The organism is Streptomyces sp. NPDC057950 (genome assembly GCF_042887295.1).
Lineage (GTDB): Bacteria > Actinomycetota > Actinomycetes > Streptomycetales > Streptomycetaceae > Streptomyces > Streptomyces kaempferi.
In genome coordinates, this window is sequence record NZ_JBHVPP010000004.1 from 132356 (window position 1) to 148412 (window position 16057).

At 72.1% G+C, this 16057-nt stretch carries 12 protein-coding genes; 4 read left to right on the forward strand and 8 right to left on the reverse strand.

The features are described 5' to 3' along the window. Nucleotides 1–361: 361 nt before the first annotated feature. Nucleotides 362–1267 carry a serine hydrolase gene (locus tag ACFVTC_RS09505; RefSeq protein WP_390126202.1) on the reverse strand — a complete coding sequence of 302 codons (906 nt, stop codon included), beginning with the start codon at nt 1265–1267 and terminating at the stop codon, nt 362–364. Between the two features lie 402 nt (nt 1268–1669). On the opposite strand from ACFVTC_RS09505, the gene ACFVTC_RS09510 reads away from it, so the two are divergent. Next, entirely contained in the window at nt 1670–2476 is an 807-nt protein-coding gene (locus tag ACFVTC_RS09510; RefSeq protein ID WP_390125758.1) for an endonuclease I family protein, read from the forward strand. Nucleotides 2477–2544: 68 nt separating this feature from the next. On the opposite strand, the gene ACFVTC_RS09515 is transcribed toward ACFVTC_RS09510, so the two are convergent. The 3 genes from ACFVTC_RS09515 to ACFVTC_RS09525 form a co-directional block, all read right to left on the reverse strand. After that, nucleotides 2545–4233 (reverse strand): thiamine pyrophosphate-binding protein, encoded by a 1689-nt coding sequence (locus tag ACFVTC_RS09515; protein ID WP_390125760.1) that lies wholly within the window; start codon nt 4231–4233, stop codon nt 2545–2547. Further along, nucleotides 4230–5222: an agmatinase gene (gene speB, locus ACFVTC_RS09520; protein WP_390125763.1), complete on the reverse strand. Its 993-nt coding sequence runs from the start codon at nt 5220–5222 to the stop codon at nt 4230–4232. Before speB ends, ACFVTC_RS09515 begins: the two co-directional genes overlap by 4 nt. Nucleotides 5223–5496: 274 nt before the next feature. Beyond that, nucleotides 5497–6966 (reverse strand): sodium:solute symporter, encoded by a 1470-nt coding sequence (locus ACFVTC_RS09525; protein WP_390125766.1) that lies wholly within the window; start codon nt 6964–6966, stop codon nt 5497–5499. A gap of 249 nt (nt 6967–7215) precedes the next feature. Here ACFVTC_RS09525 and ACFVTC_RS09530 point away from each other — a divergent pair, with 249 nt between their 5' ends. Then, nucleotides 7216–8895: a helix-turn-helix domain-containing protein gene (locus ACFVTC_RS09530; RefSeq protein WP_390125768.1), complete on the forward strand. Its 1680-nt coding sequence runs from the start codon at nt 7216–7218 to the stop codon at nt 8893–8895. Nucleotides 8896–9072: 177 nt separating this feature from the next. After that, nucleotides 9073–9861 carry a phosphatase gene (locus ACFVTC_RS09535; protein WP_390125770.1) on the forward strand — a complete coding sequence of 263 codons (789 nt, stop codon included), beginning with the start codon at nt 9073–9075 and terminating at the stop codon, nt 9859–9861. Between the two features lie 72 nt (nt 9862–9933). Here ACFVTC_RS09535 and ACFVTC_RS09540 read toward each other — a convergent pair whose 3' ends face one another. From ACFVTC_RS09540 to ACFVTC_RS09555, 4 genes are all read right to left on the reverse strand, one after another. Further along, nucleotides 9934–10908, reverse strand: a complete 975-nt coding sequence (locus tag ACFVTC_RS09540; RefSeq protein WP_390125772.1) for a cation diffusion facilitator family transporter — start codon at nt 10906–10908, stop codon at nt 9934–9936. A 20-nt stretch (nt 10909–10928) separates the two neighbouring features. Beyond that, on the reverse strand, nt 10929–11819 hold the full coding sequence (gene tesB / locus ACFVTC_RS09545) for an acyl-CoA thioesterase II (RefSeq protein ID WP_390125774.1): 891 nt from the start codon (nt 11817–11819) through the stop codon (nt 10929–10931). Nucleotides 11820–11865: 46 nt separating this feature from the next. Continuing rightward, nucleotides 11866–13023, reverse strand: coding sequence for an acyl-CoA dehydrogenase family protein (locus ACFVTC_RS09550; protein WP_390125777.1), 1158 nt, complete (start codon nt 13021–13023; stop codon nt 11866–11868). A gap of 717 nt (nt 13024–13740) precedes the next feature. Continuing rightward, nucleotides 13741–14340 carry a TetR/AcrR family transcriptional regulator gene (locus ACFVTC_RS09555; protein ID WP_168528247.1) on the reverse strand — a complete coding sequence of 200 codons (600 nt, stop codon included), beginning with the start codon at nt 14338–14340 and terminating at the stop codon, nt 13741–13743. 99 nt (nt 14341–14439) lie between these two features. Between ACFVTC_RS09555 and ACFVTC_RS09560 the strand changes: the two genes are divergently transcribed. Further along, nucleotides 14440–16056, forward strand: coding sequence for a carboxyl transferase domain-containing protein (locus ACFVTC_RS09560; protein ID WP_390125780.1), 1617 nt, complete (start codon nt 14440–14442; stop codon nt 16054–16056). Nucleotide 16057: the final 1 nt, after the last annotated feature.

Below are 16057 nucleotides of genomic sequence, written 5' to 3' on the forward strand. Positions count from 1 at the left end.
TTCACGGGTGCCGGCGCGGTTCACGGGTGCCGGCGCGACGGCCGGTCGGTGGTCGGTCCCGCCGCACGGAGGGTGGCCTGCCCTTCGCGGCGCGCGGCGAGTGCGGCGAGATGGCCGGCGAGGATGCCCTCGTACGTCGTCCTGCCGAGCGCGCGTGCCGGAGCAGGTCTCGACGGCGGCGGAAGGCGAACGGCGGGGCCGGTGAGGACCCCGGCCGGGCCGGCGACGGTCAGCGACGTGGCCGCCGCCGGGCCGGCGGTGCCGGTGGCGGGTACGGATCTCAGGCGTGGACGGTCACGGCGGGACGCGCCGGTGGCCCGGGAGCGGACTCGCCGTGGAACAGGGGAGCCCGGCCGCGCCGTCAGCTCGCGGGCGCGGGCACGGACGCCTCCTGCGGGGTGCCGGTGGGCACGTACCGCAGCACGCTCGCGCTGCTCTTGGAGGTGGCCGGCACGAGGTCCTTGTGGATCGCCTTGGCGACGCCCTGGATGGTGCTGACGCCGTAGCTCATGGTGCTGTTCCCATGGGTGAGCACGGTGATCATGTAGTCGTGACCGGCGCCGTTGAAGGTGCCGACACTGTGCACGCGCCAGCCGTGCGTGGAGCGCGACAGCCAGCCGTTCTTGACGTGCACGGCGACCGAGGAGGGCGCGCCGGCCGGGGTGCCCCAGCGCTGCGAGGAGATGACCTTGCCCATCAGCTTCAGCTCGTACGCGCGGGAGTTGTCGCTCAGCACGGAGTTCTTGGCGGTGAGCAGCCCGAGCAGTTTCTGCTCGTCGCGCACGGTGATCTGGGTGAGACCCCAGTAGCCGTTCGCGCCCGGCTTGGTCCCGGTCATCCCGGCGGCGGTGAGGAAACCTTTCACCTTGGTCACGCCGAGCTGCTTCCACAGCGTGCTGGTCGCGGTGTTGTCCGACTTGGTGATCATGGCCGTGGCGAGCGTCTGCTCACGACTGGTCAGATACCGGTTGTGCTTCTTGGCGTCCCACAGCAGCGTGGCCAGCACGGTGACCTTGACCACACTGGCGGAGTCGTAGGCCGAGGTGGCACGCAGGGTGCAGGTCGTCTTCGTCGTCCGGTCGTAGAGTCCGACGGCGACGGTGCCGGCACGGTTCTTCAGGGCCGCGGTGATGTCCTTCTGCAGTTTGGCGGCCAGGCCCGCCTTGGCGGACGTACAGCTGACCTGCGGCGCCGCGGCGGCGGAGGCCGGTGCCGCGGCCGCCGCGAACGGCACGAGCACCCCGGCGCCGAGGCTCGCTGCGAGCATCCGGGCGCGCCGGGATATCCGGTGAGTCATGGAGGTTCCCCATCCCCTTCGACCAGTACGAGCGCGCCTGCGGCGCACCCGACTGTCATGACTCGCAGAGATGACCGAGGGTTGTACGCGTGTTCGTGGGGCTCCGCGGCCCGCCCCCGCACGGAGCGCGTGCCGCGCCGCCCGCCGGGCGGCCGCCGCCGCGTCGAGCCGACCACCACGGAGCCGCGCGGCGTTCACCCCCGCCGGGGCCGCCCGCCGCGCCATGTCGCGTGCCCTGAAGGCGACTTACCGGAAGGCGACTTGCCGGATTCCGACACGGAACCGACACCGCCCGTTCATTGCCCCCACCGCATGTGCATGTCACGCTCCCGTTGCCTGCTCAATCAACACGCGTAGAACGGACTCCCCACGATGCCCGCGACAACGCACATACGCCGCTGGAAGACGCTGGCGCTGACCACATCCGCCGTACTGGTGGGCCTCACCCTGCCGACGGTCACCGCGACTCCCGCGAGCGCCACCACGACCGTGTACGACAGCACGTACTACAAGAACGCGGTCGGCAAGACCGGCGCGAGCCTGAAGTCCTCGCTGCACACCATCATCAGCACCCAGAGCAAGATCTCGTACGCCGCGGTCTGGAACGCGCTGAAGGTCACCGACCAGGACCCGAACAACAGCAACAACGTGATCCTGCTGTACAGCGGCGTCTCCCGCAGCAAGTCCCTCAACGGAGGCGACGTCGGCGACTGGAACCGCGAGCACACCTGGGCCAAGTCCCACGGCGACTTCGGCGAGGTGACCGGCCCCGGCACCGACCTGCACCACCTGCGTCCCGCGGACGTCCAGGTCAACGGCATCCGCGGCAACCTGGACTTCGACAACGGCGGCAGCGCGGTCACGGGCGGCGGCGGCAGCAAGGTCGACTCCGACTCCTTCGAGCCGCGCGACGCGGACAAGGGCGACGTGGCCCGCATGATCCTCTACATGGCCGTGCGCTACGACGGCGGCGACGGGTTCGCCGATCTGGAGCCCGACGAGAAGGTGAACAACGGCAGCGCCCCGTACATCGGCAAGCTGTCCGTGCTGAAGCAGTGGAACGAGCAGGACCCGCCGAGCGCCTTCGAGGAGAAGCGCAACCAGGTCATCTACGACAGCTACCAGCACAACCGCAACCCGTTCATCGACCACCCGGAGTGGGTCGAGGCGATCTGGTAGCGGCTCGGACCGGCCACCGCCCGGTGCGGTGGCCGGTCCGTCCGGCAGCCGGTGCGTCCGGCAGCCGGTCAGCCGTCGAGGTGCGTGGGCGCGAACATCCGCAGGACCGCAGGGAGCAGCACCACCGTCGGTCCGGGGGTGGCCAGCGCCTTCGACAGGTCGGCTTCGAGTGTCCCCGGGGTCGTACGGATCCCCGGGACACCGAAGGACTCGGCGAGGGCCACGAAGTCCGGGCGCGCCAGCTCCGTCGCCGTGGCCTGGCCGAAGGCGTCGGTCATGTACTCGCGCAGGATGCCGTAGCCGCCGTCGTCGACGATCAGCCAGGTGACGTCGAGGCCGTACTGCTTCGCCGTGGCCAGCTCGGCGATCGAGTACAGCGCTCCGCCGTCGCCGGAGACCGCGAGGACCGGGCGGGTCGGGTCGGCGGCCGCCGCTCCGAGGGCCGCCGGGAAGCCGTAGCCGAGGCCGCCGGCGCCCTGGGCGGAGTGCATCGTGTTGGGCCTGCGGGGGTCGAAGGCGGACCACGCCCAGTACGCCAGGATGGTCATGTCCCAGAAGGACGGGGAGCCGTCCGGCAGCGCGCGGCGCACGGACGCCAGCACGTCCTGCTCCAGGGTGAGTTCCTGCGCGGCGATGCGCTCGCCTACCCGCGCGAGCAGCGTGCGCACGCGCTCGGGCGCTGTCGGGTCGGGGCGCTCGTCGACCGTCTCCAGGAGCGCGGAGAGCGCGAGCCTGGCGTCGGCGTGGATGCCCAGTGCCGGATGGTTGGACTCCAGCTTGCCGAGGTCGGCCTCGATCTGGATCACCCGGCCGCGGGGCTTGAACGTGTGGTAGTTCGAGGACAGTTCACCGAGGCCGGAGCCCACCACGAGCAGGACGTCCGCGTCCTCCAGGAGGTCGGTGGTGTGCCGGTCCTCCAGCCAGGACTGGAGGGACAGCGGGTGCTCCCAGGGGAAGGCGCCCTTGCCGCCGAAGGTGGTGACGACCGGCGCGTTCAGCCGCTCGGCGAGCAGGCGCAGTTTGCCGGAGGCGTCCGCCCGTACGACACCGCCGCCCGCGATGATCGCGGGGCGGGCCGCCGAGGACAGCAAGTGGGCTGCCACCGCGGTCAGTTCGGGGCGCGGGACGACGTCCTCGGGGGTCGCGTCCATCGGCGTCACCATCGGCAGGCCCGTCTCGGCGAGGAGGACGTCCTGCGGGATCTCCACCCAGACCGGTCCGTGCGGGGCCGTCAGCGCCGACTCCCAGGCCGCCGCGAGGGCGGAGGGGATCTGCGACTGCGTGCGGACGGTGTGCACGGACTTCACGACGCCTCTGAACGATGCCTGCTGGTCCGGGAGTTCGTGCAGATAGCCGTGGCGTCCGCCGCCCAGTCCGGCGGTCGGGATCTGGCTGCTGATCGCGAGGACGGGGGCCGAGGCGGCGGCCGCCTCCTGGAGCGCGGCGAGCGAGGTCAGCGCCCCCGGGCCGGTGGAGAGCAGCAGCGGCGCGGCCTCCCCGGTGATCCGGCCGTACGCGTCCGCCGCGAAGCCCGCGTTGTTCTCGACGCGCAGCCCCACGTACTGGAGCGACGAGCGGCGCAGCGCGTCGAACATGCCCAGCGCGTGCTGGCCGGGCAGGCCGAAGACGGTGGTCGCGCCGAGCCCGGAGAGGGTCTCCACGACCAGGTCGCCGCCGTTGCGGCCGGGGGGCGGGTTCAGCGCGGCCTCCGTCTGCGCCGCCGACGGACGGAGTACCAGGTCGTGGTCGTGGGTCACTTCGCTGCCTTCTCCTGGGCGATCTGGCGGGACATGATCGTGGTCAGTTCGTACGCCGTGTGGGACGCGGCGACGGCGGTGATCTCGGCGTGGTCGTAGGCGGGCGCGACCTCGACCACGTCCGCGGAGACCAGGTTGCAGGAGGACAGGCCGCGCAGGATCTCCAGGAGTTCGCGGGAGGTCATACCGCCCGCCTCCGGGGTCCCGGTGCCGGGCGCGTGCGCCGGGTCGAGGCAGTCGATGTCGATGGAGATGTAGAGCGGGCGGTCTCCGATGCGCTGGCGCAGCTGGTCGGCGACCTCGTCGGCGCCGCGGCGGTAGATGTCCGCCGAGGTGACGATGCCGAAGCCCATCTTCTCGTCGTCGGTGAGGTCCTGCTTGCCGTACAGCGGGCCGCGGGTACCGACGTGGGAGAGGGCGGAGGTGTCGAGGATGCCCTCCTCGACGGCGCGGCGGAACGGGGTGCCATGGGTGTACTCGGCGCCGAAGTACGTGTCCCAGGTGTCGAGGTGCGCGTCGAAGTGGAGCAGGGCGACCGGGCCGTGCTTCTTCGCCACGGAGCGCAGCAGAGGCAGCGCGATGGTGTGGTCGCCGCCGAGGGTCATCAGGCGGGCGCCGGTGCCGAGCAGCTCGTCGGCCGCCGCCTCGACCGTCTCCACGGCCTCGTTGATGTTGAACGGGTTCGCCGCTATGTCACCGGCGTCGGCGACCTGGGCGAGGGCGAAGGGGGAGGCGTCCTGCGCGGGGTTGTACGGGCGCAGCAGCCGGGATGCCTCGCGGATCGCGTTGCCGCCGAAGCGGGCGCCGGGCCGGTAGGAGACCCCGGAGTCGAACGGCACGCCGACCACGGCGACGTCGGCGGTGCCGACCTCGTCGAGGCGGGGCAGCCGGGCGAAGGTCGCGGGGCCGGCGTACCGCGGGACGCGGGACGAGTCGACGGGGCCGCGTGGCTGGCTGCCGCCTGCTGCCGGGTTGTCGGTGCTGCTCATCGTCGGACTCCTCCAGGTGATACCGGTGATGCGTGGTACGGGTGATACGTCTTCCAGTGTCGCGGACCCCGGCCACCGGGATCCGCCCGGCCCGGCCGCCCCACGGCGACCGGCCCGAAACTCTTCACGCCCCTGAGCCCCACCGGGGCTCCGTCACGGTCCCGCCGGGGGCGCGGCGCCCCGGCAGGGGCGCGGGGAACCGCGTGACCAGCCACGGACGGCCCGCGGCCACACACGGGCCTCGCCCCCCGGGAACCCGGGGGGCGAACCCCGCTCACGCCGACACCTTCGCCCCCTCCGCCGAAGGCACTCCCCGCCCGGCCAGCCGTTCACGCCAAGCGACCAGCACCGCCGGATCGGTCGCGGGTGTGGCCAGGGACACGATCACGTACACGACCAGCGAGGACAGCAGTCCGTAGTAGACCGGTTCGTTGGCGAGGATGCCGTACACCGCCATCAGCCCGACGACCGCGAGGCCGCCGACCACGACGGAGGCGAGCGCGCCCTGCGCGGTCCCGCGCTTCCACAGCAGTCCTCCGAGGATCGGCACGAGCAACCCGCCGACGAGCAGGTTGTACGCGACGGTCAGCGCCTCGACGACGTTGTTGAGGGCGATGGCCGTGCAGATCACCGCGACCCCCATGACGAGGATGAAGACCCGGTTGCCCCTGACCTCGTCGTGGTCGCCGCCGTGCTCCTCGCCCGCGGGCCGTACGGCTCCCCGTAGCCGGGACCAGATGTCGTTGTTGGCGACGGTGGCGCAGGCGATCAGCGCGCCGGAGGACGTCGACATGACGGCCGCGAGTGCCGCGGCCAGCACCAGCCCGCGCACGCCGACCGGGAGTTCGTCCTTGACGATGGTCGCGAAGGCGGCGTCGGCGCTGGGCAGCGTCGGGTAGAGGACCTTGGCCGCCGTGCCGATGACGGCGCCCGCGACGGCGTACACCAGACAGTAGGTACCGGCGACCGTGCCGCCCCACCGCGCCGTGGTGTCACTGCGGGCGGTGAACACCCGCTGCCAGATGTCCTGGCCGATGAGCATGCCGAACGTGTAGATGAGCACGTAGGTGAAGATCGTCTCGCCGCCGATGCCCAGCGGATCGAAGTACTCGGTGGGCAGCTTGGCCTTCATCTCGCTGAACCCGCCGGCCTTGACGACCGCGATGGGCAGGAGCAGGAGCAGCACACCGATGGTCTTGACCACGAACTGCACCATGTCGGTGAGGGTGATCGACCACATGCCGCCGAGCGTCGAGTACGCGACGACGATCGAGCCGCCGATGACGATCGCGAGCGTCCGGTTCATGTCGAAGAGGACGTCGAAGATCGTGGCGTACGCGATGGTCGAGGTCACCGCGAGCATCAGGGTGTACGCCCACATGACGACGCCGGAGATGACACCGGCCCGGCCGCCGTAGCGCAGGTCGAGCATCTCGGAGACCGTGTAGACCTTCAGCCGGGCGATGCGGGCGGAGAAGAAGACGGAGAGGGCGAGCAGGCCGAGCCCGATGGTGAACACCATCCAGGCCCCGGAGAGCCCGTACTGGTATCCGAGCCCGACGCCGCCGATGGTGGAGGCACCTCCCAGCACGATCGCGGCCATGGTCCCGGAGTACATCGCGGGCCCGAGCCTGCGTCCCGCGACGAGGAAGTCGCTCTTGGACTTGGCGCGGCGCATGCCCCACCAGCCCATGGCCAGCATGCCGGCCAGATAGACGACGATCACTGTGTAGTCGACGGCCATGCGGGGCCCTCCTTCGCTCACTCTCGGTGGCGTGTCGTGCAGATACGGATGGGGACGCGGCCGGGACGAGCGCGGTCCGGCCGGGAGGACCGGCGGCGGATCCGCGAGCGGTCACCGCCCGGTCGGTGCGGCAGCGGATCGCGGGGACATACGCCCGTACCCGCGGCTGCCGACGGCACGACCCTAGGTGGCCGGAAGGCGACTCTGAAGTGTACTTTTCATCCACTGTCGCTGAACCAGATGGAGGAAATGACCACCATGGCGGACGCCGAGCGGGACGCCGAGCGGGACGCCGAGCGGGACGCCGAGCGGGACGCCGAGCGGGACGCCGAGCGGGACGCCGAGCGGGACGTCATGCCGGAACCTTCCGCTTCGCCAGGCCCACTGGTCTCGTCCGCCCCATCGGCTCCGCCGGTCCCCCCGGCTCCGCCGGTCCCACCCACTCCGCCGGTGCCGCTGAGCGCGCTGCTGGCCCGGGAGGACCTGGCCCTGCGCCGTATCGCGGGCCCCGCCGACCCTGACACGGTGATCCACTGGGCGCACACCTCGGAGATGGCGGACCCGTACCCCTATCTGCTGGGCGGCGAGCTGCTGCTGACCGCGGGCGTGCACGTCCCGGAGGCGGCGCTCCCGGCCGGGGACACCCCCGGCCGGGAGCGGTCGCGGCTCAGGGAGTACTTCGACGGCTATGTCTCCCGCATCGTCGCGGCGGGCGGCGCGGCGCTGGGCTTCGGCTTGGCGCCCGTGCACGACACGGTTCCGCGCGCGCTGGTCGAGGCCTGCGACGCCCAGGGCCTCCCGCTGATCGAGGTCCCGCCCCGGACGACCTTCTCGGGGGTGGCCCGCGCGGTCTGGCAGCTGATGGCCCAGGCCCGCCTGGCGGAGCTGCGCCGCGTCACCGAGGGCCAGCAGAGTCTGGCCGCGGCGGCCGCCCGCCCCGACCCGGTGCCCGCGGTGCTGCGCCAGCTGGCCCAGCGGGTGTCCGGCCGGGCGGTGCTGTACGGGCCGGAGGGGGCGGAGCTGGCCGGTGCCGGAAGGACCCAGGAGGCACCCGTCGCGCGGGCCCTCGCCGGGCTGGCGGCGGTGGTGCGCCCCGGGGAGACCCAGGGTCCGGCCCCCTCCTCCGCCAGCGACACCGTCCAGGGCACCCATCTCGCCGCCTACGCCCTCGGCGGCGGGCAGGGCTTCGTCCTCGGCGTGGCGGCGCCGCGCCGCGATCCCGGGGACCACACCATCGCCTCCGTCGCGGCCGTGCTGCTCTCCCTGCTCACCGGGGAACAGCAGAGCGGGAGCGGCGCGGCACGGTCGGCGGCGCTCGTCCGGCTGCTGCTCGGGGCCGCGCCGGAAACGGTCGCACCCCTGCTGGGCGGGGAACGGTGGATCGTCGTGCACGCGCGGCCCACGGCGGACGGTCCCGCTCCGGACGCCGTCGCCGCCTCCGCGCTGGGGACGGCGCTCGGCTCCGCGCTCATCGACGCGGGCGGTGACGTGGTACGCGTCCTCGTGTCCGGTGACGGCGCGCCGACCGCCCAGCGGGGCTGGACGTGCGGGGTCAGCGCGCCCGTCGCCCCGCACGAGTGGGCGCTCGCCGACACCCAGGCCGCGCGGGCACTGGCCCGCGCGCGGGCGACCCGTACGGCGCTGGTACGCCACGCGGAGCGGCCCGCGCTCGCCGACCTCGTTGCCGCGGCCGACGCGCAGGCCCATGCCCGCGCCCTGCTCGCACCCATCGCCGCGACCCCGGCCCTCATCGAGACCCTGCGCACCTGGCTCTCCCTGCACGGCAGTTGGGACCGCACCGCGGTGGCCCTCGCCGTCCACCGCAACACCGTGCGCCAGCGTGTGGCGCGCTGCGCGGCGTTGCTGGGGGCCGATCTCGACGACGCCGATGTGCGCATGGAGTTGTGGTTCGCGCTGCGGGAGCGGTGAACGGGGGCGGTGTGGCTCGGTGACCGAGGACGCTGTGGCGCGGTGAGCGAGGACGGTGTGACGCGGTGACCGGCCGGCGCGGCCCTTGCGCGCCCGCGCTCCCCCGTCCCGAGTGACGCGCGTCCCAGGGCGCGGGACAGCCGTTCCCCGGGCGGGACGCCCCGGCACAATGGGGGCATGCCAATATCCGGGACCCCCAACCGCAGCGAGCTCGTCGACCACCTCGTACGGACGCGTATCGCGGGCGATGTCGCCACGCCCCGCGAGAACAACCTCTCCCACTACCGCAAGCTCGCGAACGGCGACCGCAACTTCTGGCTCGGCCTGGAGCTCGGTGACCGCTGGACCGACGAGCAGGACGTCCTCGCGGTGATGGCGGAGCGGTGCGGCGTGAACGACGACCCGGAGTACCGGTACGGGCAGGACACCATCGACCCGGAGCTGACGGTCGACGCCCTGGACCGGATGGCGGCGCGGCTGCGCAAGTCGGCGGCAGCGAAGGAGCGTGTGCTGTTCGCGACCGGGCACCCGGGCGGGCTCCTCGACGTCCACCGCGCGACCGCCGCCGCACTGCGCGCGGCGGGCTGCGAGATCGTCGTCATTCCCGACGGGCTGCAGACCGACGAGGGGTACGTCTTCCAGTTCGCGGACGTCGCGGTGCTCGAACACGGTGCGACGCTCTGGCACACCCACTCGGGCGAGCCGATGCGGGCGATCCTCACCGGGCTGGAGCGCGAGGGCCGCCCGCTGCCCGGTCTGGTCGTCGCCGACCACGGCTGGGCCGGCTGCGCGGGCCGGCTCGGCATCGACTCCATGGGCTACGCCGACAGCAACGACCCGGCCCTCTTCCTCGCCGAGTCCGAGGGCACCGTCCAGGTGACCGTCCCGCTCGACGACCACGTGACGAGTCCCCGGCACTACGACCCGATGACGGCGTACCTGCTCAACGCGGCGGGACTCGCCTGACACCACCCCGCCGAGCCGGACGCACCGCGTCCGGCGCCGCGCGCCGGTCCACGGGGGATCGGGGCACGGCCCTCAGGGCCAGGGGTTCAGCCCCTCGGCCCGGCGTCGGGCGTGGCCCGGGGTCGGGTCCAGGTACACCCGGCTCACCGTCGGGAACGCCTCCCGCAGTCGCTGTTCGGCCTGTTCGCAGGCCCACTCGATCTGGGCGGCGGTCGACGCGTCGCGGAAGTCGACCTTGGCCGCGACGAGCGCCTCGCGCGGTCCCTGGACCAGGGTCGTCAGCTCCAGCACGGCCTCCACGTGCTCCACCGCGAGCAGTTCGGCCCGGATACCCTCCCGGACGGCCTTCGGCAGCGGACGTCCGATGAGCAGCTCCGCGTTGGAGCGGCCGAGGACCCAGGCGACGTACAGGAGCAGGAGGCCGATGCAGAGGGACGCGACGGCGTCCCAGACGCCGGAGCCGGTGAGCTGCCCGCCGAGCAGACCGCCCGCGGCGAGGACGAGGCCGATCAGCGCGGCCGAGTCCTCCAGGACCACGGCCTTCACCGCGGTGTCCGGGGTGTGGCGGAGGTAGCGCTTGAAGGGCGCCCCGATCCGCGCCGCCTCACCGCGTGCCTGGCGCACGCCGGTGCGCAGGGAGTAGCCCTCCAGCAGGAAGGCGACCGCGAGCACCACGTAGGAGACGACAGGGCTGCCCAGTTCCTCGCCCGCGACGAGGGTGTGCACCCCGTCGTAGATCGAGAACACCGCGCCGCCGACGAACGTCGCGACCGCCGCGAGCATCGCCCAGATGTAGCGTTCGGGCCCGTATCCGAGGGGGTGTTCCTCGTCGGCCGGTTTCTCGCTGCGCTTGAGCGCGGTGAGCAGCAGCACCTCGGTGACCGTGTCGGCCACCGAGTGTGCGGCCTCGGACAGCATCGCGCTCGATCCGCTGATGACGCCCGCGACCGCCTTGGCCACCGCGATCCCCAGATTGGCGAGGGCGGCGACGATCACCGTGACCGTGCTCTCGCCCGCGCCGCCGTCGTCCTGCGCAGCTTCAGTCATGCCCCAGTCCTACCCGGGGATCAGGACAGCTCGCGGGGGATCCGGACCACGCCCTCCTGGATCACCGAGATGGCCAGCCGGCCGTCCTGGGTGTAGATCCGGGCCTGGCCGAGCCCGCGGCCCCCGGACGCCGAGGGGGACTCCTGGTCGTACAGCAGCCATTCGTCGGCGCGGAAGGGCCGGTGGAACCACATCGCGTGGTCCAGCGAGGCCCCGACGACGTCACCGGTCACCCACCCGCCGCGCCCGTGCGCGAGCAGGATGGAGTCGAGGAGCGTCATGTCGGAGACGTACGTGGCGAGGACGACGTGCAGCAGCGGTTCGTCGACGGCGCCGTCGAGTTTGCCGTTGGTGCGGAACCACACCTGGGAGTGCGGTTCACGGGTCTCGCCCACGGTGCCGTAGGGCGGCGGGTCGACATAGCGCAGGTCGACGGACTCGCGCGCCTCCAGGAGGCGCTCCACGACGACGGGGTCCCCCAGGACGTCGGCGTACCGCGGCAGCAGCTCGGCGGCCGTGGGCAGCGTCTCGGGGTCGGGCGCGGGCGGCATCGCGGCCTGGTGCTCCATGCCCTCCTCGTGCGCCTGGAAGGACGCGGAGAGGTGGAAGATCGGCTGCCCGTGCTGGACGGCGACCACCCGCCGGGTGGTGAAGGAGCGGCCGTCGCGGATGCGGTCCACCGAGTACACGATGGGCGCGCCCGGGTCCCCCGCACGCAGGAAATAGGCGTGCAGGGAGTGGGCGAACCGGTCCTCCGGGACCGTGCGCCCCGCGGCGACCAGCGCCTGCGCGGCGACCTGCCCGCCGAAGACCCGGGGGACGACGGCGGAGCGGGACTGGCCGCGGAAGATGTCCTGCTCGATCCGCTCCAGATCGAGCAGATCGAGCAGCGACTGCAGTGCCTGACTCATGGTGTCAGTTGTACCGCGCAGTTGTTTCCGGTGTTCCTTCGCGCGCCTACAGGCCCATGTCCTTGGCGATGATCGACTTCATGATCTCGCTGGTGCCGCCGTAGATGCGGTTGACGCGGTTGTCCGCGTACAGGCGGGCTATCGGGTACTCGTTCATGAAGCCGTAGCCGCCGTGCAGCTGGAGGCAGCGGTCGATGACGCGGTGCGCGACCTCGGTGCAGAACAGCTTGGCGCTGGCGGCCTCTGCCGGCGTCAGCTCGCCCTTGTCGAGGGCCTCCAGGGCGCGGTCGGCGACGGCCTCGGCCGCGTCCACCTCGGCCTGGCAGGCGGCCAGCTCGAACTTGGTGTTCTGGAAGGACGCGACGGGCTTGCCGAAGACGGTGCGCTCCTGGACGTACTCCTTGGCGAACCGGACGGCCGCCTTGGCCTGGGCGTACGCACCGAACGCGATGCCCCAGCGCTCGGAGGCGAGGTTGTGGCCGAGGTAGTAGAAGCCCTTGTTCTCCTCGCCGAGGAGGTCCTCGACGGGCACCTTGACGTCGACGAACGCGAGCTCGGCGGTGTCGGAGGTCTTCAGGCCGAGCTTGTCGAGCTTGCGCCCGATGGAGTAGCCCTCGGACTTGGTGTCGACGGCGAAGAGGGAGATGCCGAAGCGGCGGTCCTCGGCGGTGGGCGCGGAGGTCCGGGCGCAGACGATCACGCGGTCGGCGTGGACACCGCCGGTGATGAAGGTCTTGGAGCCGTTGAGGACGTAGTGCGTGCCGTCCTCGGAGAGCTTGGCCGTGGTCTTCATGCCCGCGAGGTCGGAGCCGGTGCCCGGCTCGGTCATCGCGAGGGCCCACATCTCCTCGCCGGTGACGAACTTCGGCAGGAACCGCTTCTTCTGCTCGTCGGTGGCGAGCATCTTGATGTAGGGCAGGCCCAGCAGCACGTGCACGCCGGAGCCGCCGAACTGGACGCCCGCGCGGGCCGTCTCCTCGTACATCACGGCCTCGAACTTGTACGAGTCGATGCCGGCGCCGCCGAACTCCTCGTCGACACGGATGCCGAAGACGCCGAGGTCGGCGAGCTTGTGGTAGAAGTCGCGCGGCGCCTGGCCCGCGGCGAACCACTCGTCGTAGACGGGAACGACCTCGGCCTCGATGAAGGCCCGCAGGGTCTCCCGGAACGCCTCGTGGTCCTCGTTGAACACCGTACGGCGCACCGTCGGCCCCTCTCTGCGCCTGAACCGGCGCCGCTCTCGCGGATGTGGCTGCTCGCCTTCGGGGTTGCTCATCGGATGGCCGCGACCCTTGGCTAAGCGCTTGCTCAGCACTCAGGTTACCCGTCGGTCACGACGACCGTCCAGAGCCGTCGGCCGCCCTCCCCCATGACGCTCGTCACGCCCGCTCCCGCCCGGCCCGGCGGGCGGGAACGCGCCGCGGGGCGCCCGCCCGGGCCGGCCCGCGGCCGGAAGATCCGAGCACGGGTCGCGGATCACCGATCACTGGGCGCGGATCACTGGTCGCGGAAAACGGATCGCTGGGCGCGGATCACCCATCGGGGATCAACGCGCCCATGGGCCCCACCACTTGGGCGGCAACGGGTCGGCCGGTGCCGAAGTCGGCTGATCGGGATGGAGGCCGAGTCGGCGCAGGGCGTCGGCGCGCACGCACACGACGACGGTGCCGTGCCAGTGTCCGTCCGACCGGACCCCGCACATGAGGTCGATCCGGACGTCGCGCGCGGCGAAGGGGTCCCAGTCGATGCCCCGGTCACGCAGTCAATCCGCCACCAGCCGCCCCGGCCGCGGGCGGCCGGGGACGTTCTCGAAGCAGGAGAGGGTCACCCAGTCGGAAGCGGGGCCGTCCATGGCCGTGTGTCCGTTCATGGCCGCCATCATGACGCGGGGGGCAGAGTCGCCGCTCGCAATTGATCCGCGTCAGAGAACGGCGTCCCCGGCCGCCGCGAAGGCGCCCCGCGCCATCCGGTGCAGCAGGGCCGCCGTCACCCCGCGCCCCGGCAGCGCGCCCGGCCGTCCCAGGTGGGGCGTCGAGTTCAGCAGCCCGAACACCGAGTGCACCGCCGAGCGGGTGGTGGGTTCGGTGAGGGCCGGATACACCTCCCGCACGACCTCCACCCACAGTTCGACGTACTGCCGCTGGAGCTGCCGCACGAGCTTGCGGTCGCTGTCCCGCAGGCGGTCCAGTTCGCGGTCGTGCAGGGTGATCAGCGGACGGTCGTCCAGCGCGAAGTCGATGTGCCCCTCGATGAGCGAGTCGAGGAGCGCCTCCGGACCGCCGCCTGCCTCCGCCACCCGCCGCTTGCCGCCCGTGAGCAGCTGTCCGCTGATGCCGACCAGCAGCTCGGCGAGCATCGCGTCCTTGCCCGGGAAATGCCGGTACAGACCGGGGCCGCTGATGCCGACGGCCGCCCCTATCTCGTCCACGCCGACCCCGTGGAAACCGCGCTCGGCGAAGAGCCGGGCGGCCTCCTTGAGGATCTGCTCGCGTCGGGTGGGGGCGTCGGTTCTCGTGGCCATGAAAACAATTCTAGACAGGGAGGTTAGCGGTCGTTAACCTGGACGACATGCGTTAACGCTCATTAACTGGTCGACCACTGGGCGAGGGGACCGCAGGACATGCACGAAGCACCGGAGCTGACGAGCGCGGCCGATCCCGCGTCGGAGGCCTGGCGGGCCAACGAGGCGGCTCATCAGGCCCTCGGCGAGGAGCTGCGCGCCAAGCTCGCCGAGGCGCAGCTCGGCGGCGGCGAGCGGGCCCGGCAGCGCCACACCGCGCGCGGCAAACTGCTGCCGCGCGAACGGGTGGACCAGCTGCTGGACCGGGGATCACCGTTCCTCGAGCTGGCCCCCCTGGCGGCGCACGGGATGTACGAGGGGCAGGCACCCGCGGCCGGCGTGATCGCCGGAATCGGCCGGGTCAGCGGCCGCGAATGCGTGATCGTCGCCAACGACGCCACGGTCAAGGGCGGCACGTACTACCCGATGACCGTGAAGAAGCACCTGCGGGCCCAGGAGGTGGCGCTGGAGAACCGCCTCCCCTGCGTCTACCTCGTCGACTCCGGCGGAGCCTTCCTGCCCATGCAGGACGAGGTGTTCCCCGACCGCGAGCACTTCGGGCGGATCTTCTACAACCAGGCACGGATGTCGGGAGCGGGAATCCCGCAGATCGCCGCCGTCCTCGGATCGTGCACGGCCGGCGGCGCCTACGTACCGGCGATGAGCGACGAGGCCGTGATCGTGCGCAATCAGGGCACGATCTTCCTGGGCGGCCCGCCCCTGGTGAAGGCCGCCACCGGCGAGGTGGTCACGGCCGAGGAGCTGGGCGGCGGCGAGGTCCACGCACGCGTGTCGGGCGTCACGGACCACCTCGCGGAGGACGACGCGCACGCACTGCGGATCGTCCGGAACATCGCGGCCACCCTCCCCGCGCGCGGGGCGCTGCCCTGGGAGGTCGCGCCGTCCACCGAGCCCAAGGTCGACCCGTTCGGCATCTACGGCGCCGTGCCGGTCGACTCGCGCACCCCGTACGACGTGCGCGAGGTCATCGCGCGCGTGGTCGACGGTTCGCGGTTCGCCGAGTTCAAGGCCGAGTTCGGGCAGACCCTGGTCACCGGTTTCGCCCGGATCCACGGGCACCCGGTCGGCATCGTCGCCAACAACGGCATCCTGTTCTCGGAGTCCGCCCAGAAGGGCGCCCACTTCATCGAGCTGTGCGACCAGCGCGGCATCCCACTGGTGTTCCTGCAGAACATCTCGGGCTTCATGGTCGGCCGCCAGTACGAGGCGGGGGGCATCGCCAAGCACGGCGCCAAGATGGTCACGGCGGTGGCCTGCACCCGCGTCCCGAAGCTGACCGTGGTGATCGGCGGATCGTACGGCGCGGGCAACTACTCGATGTGCGGCCGGGCGTACTCGCCGCGCTTCCTGTGGATGTGGCCCGGCGCGAAGATCTCCGTGATGGGCGGGGAGCAGGCCGCGTCCGTCCTCGCGACCGTCAAGCGCGACCAGCTGGAGGCGCGCGGGGAGTCCTGGCCCGCCGAGGACGAGGACGCCTTCAAGGCCCCGATCCGCGCCCAGTACGAGCAGCAGGGCAGTGCCTACTACGCGACGGCCCGCCTCTGGGACGACGGTGTGATCGACCCGCTGGAGACCCGGCAGGTGCTGGGTCTCGCCCTGACCGCGTGCGCCAACGCGCCCCTGGGAGACCCCCAGTTCGGCGTCTTCCGGATGTGAG

What these genes read in the sequence shown, in the direction of transcription:
- ACFVTC_RS09510 (WP_390125758.1), top strand. Translation starts at nt 1,670, where the DNA reads ATGCCCGCGACAACGCACATACGCCGCTGGAAGACGCTGGCGCTGACC.
- ACFVTC_RS09560 (WP_390125780.1), top strand. Translation starts at nt 14,440, where the DNA reads ATGCACGAAGCACCGGAGCTGACGAGCGCGGCCGATCCCGCGTCGGAG.
- ACFVTC_RS09555 (WP_168528247.1), bottom strand. Translation starts at nt 14,340, where the DNA reads ATGGCCACGAGAACCGACGCCCCCACCCGACGCGAGCAGATCCTCAAG.
- ACFVTC_RS09530 (WP_390125768.1), top strand. Translation starts at nt 7,216, where the DNA reads ATGACCACCATGGCGGACGCCGAGCGGGACGCCGAGCGGGACGCCGAG.
- tesB (WP_390125774.1), bottom strand. Translation starts at nt 11,819, where the DNA reads ATGAGTCAGGCACTGCAGTCGCTGCTCGATCTGCTCGATCTGGAGCGG.
- ACFVTC_RS09505 (WP_390126202.1), bottom strand. Translation starts at nt 1,267, where the DNA reads ATGCTCGCAGCGAGCCTCGGCGCCGGGGTGCTCGTGCCGTTCGCGGCG.
- ACFVTC_RS09525 (WP_390125766.1), bottom strand. Translation starts at nt 6,966, where the DNA reads ATGGCCGTCGACTACACAGTGATCGTCGTCTATCTGGCCGGCATGCTG.
- ACFVTC_RS09535 (WP_390125770.1), top strand. Translation starts at nt 9,073, where the DNA reads ATGCCAATATCCGGGACCCCCAACCGCAGCGAGCTCGTCGACCACCTC.
- ACFVTC_RS09540 (WP_390125772.1), bottom strand. Translation starts at nt 10,908, where the DNA reads ATGACTGAAGCTGCGCAGGACGACGGCGGCGCGGGCGAGAGCACGGTC.
- speB (WP_390125763.1), bottom strand. Translation starts at nt 5,222, where the DNA reads ATGAGCAGCACCGACAACCCGGCAGCAGGCGGCAGCCAGCCACGCGGC.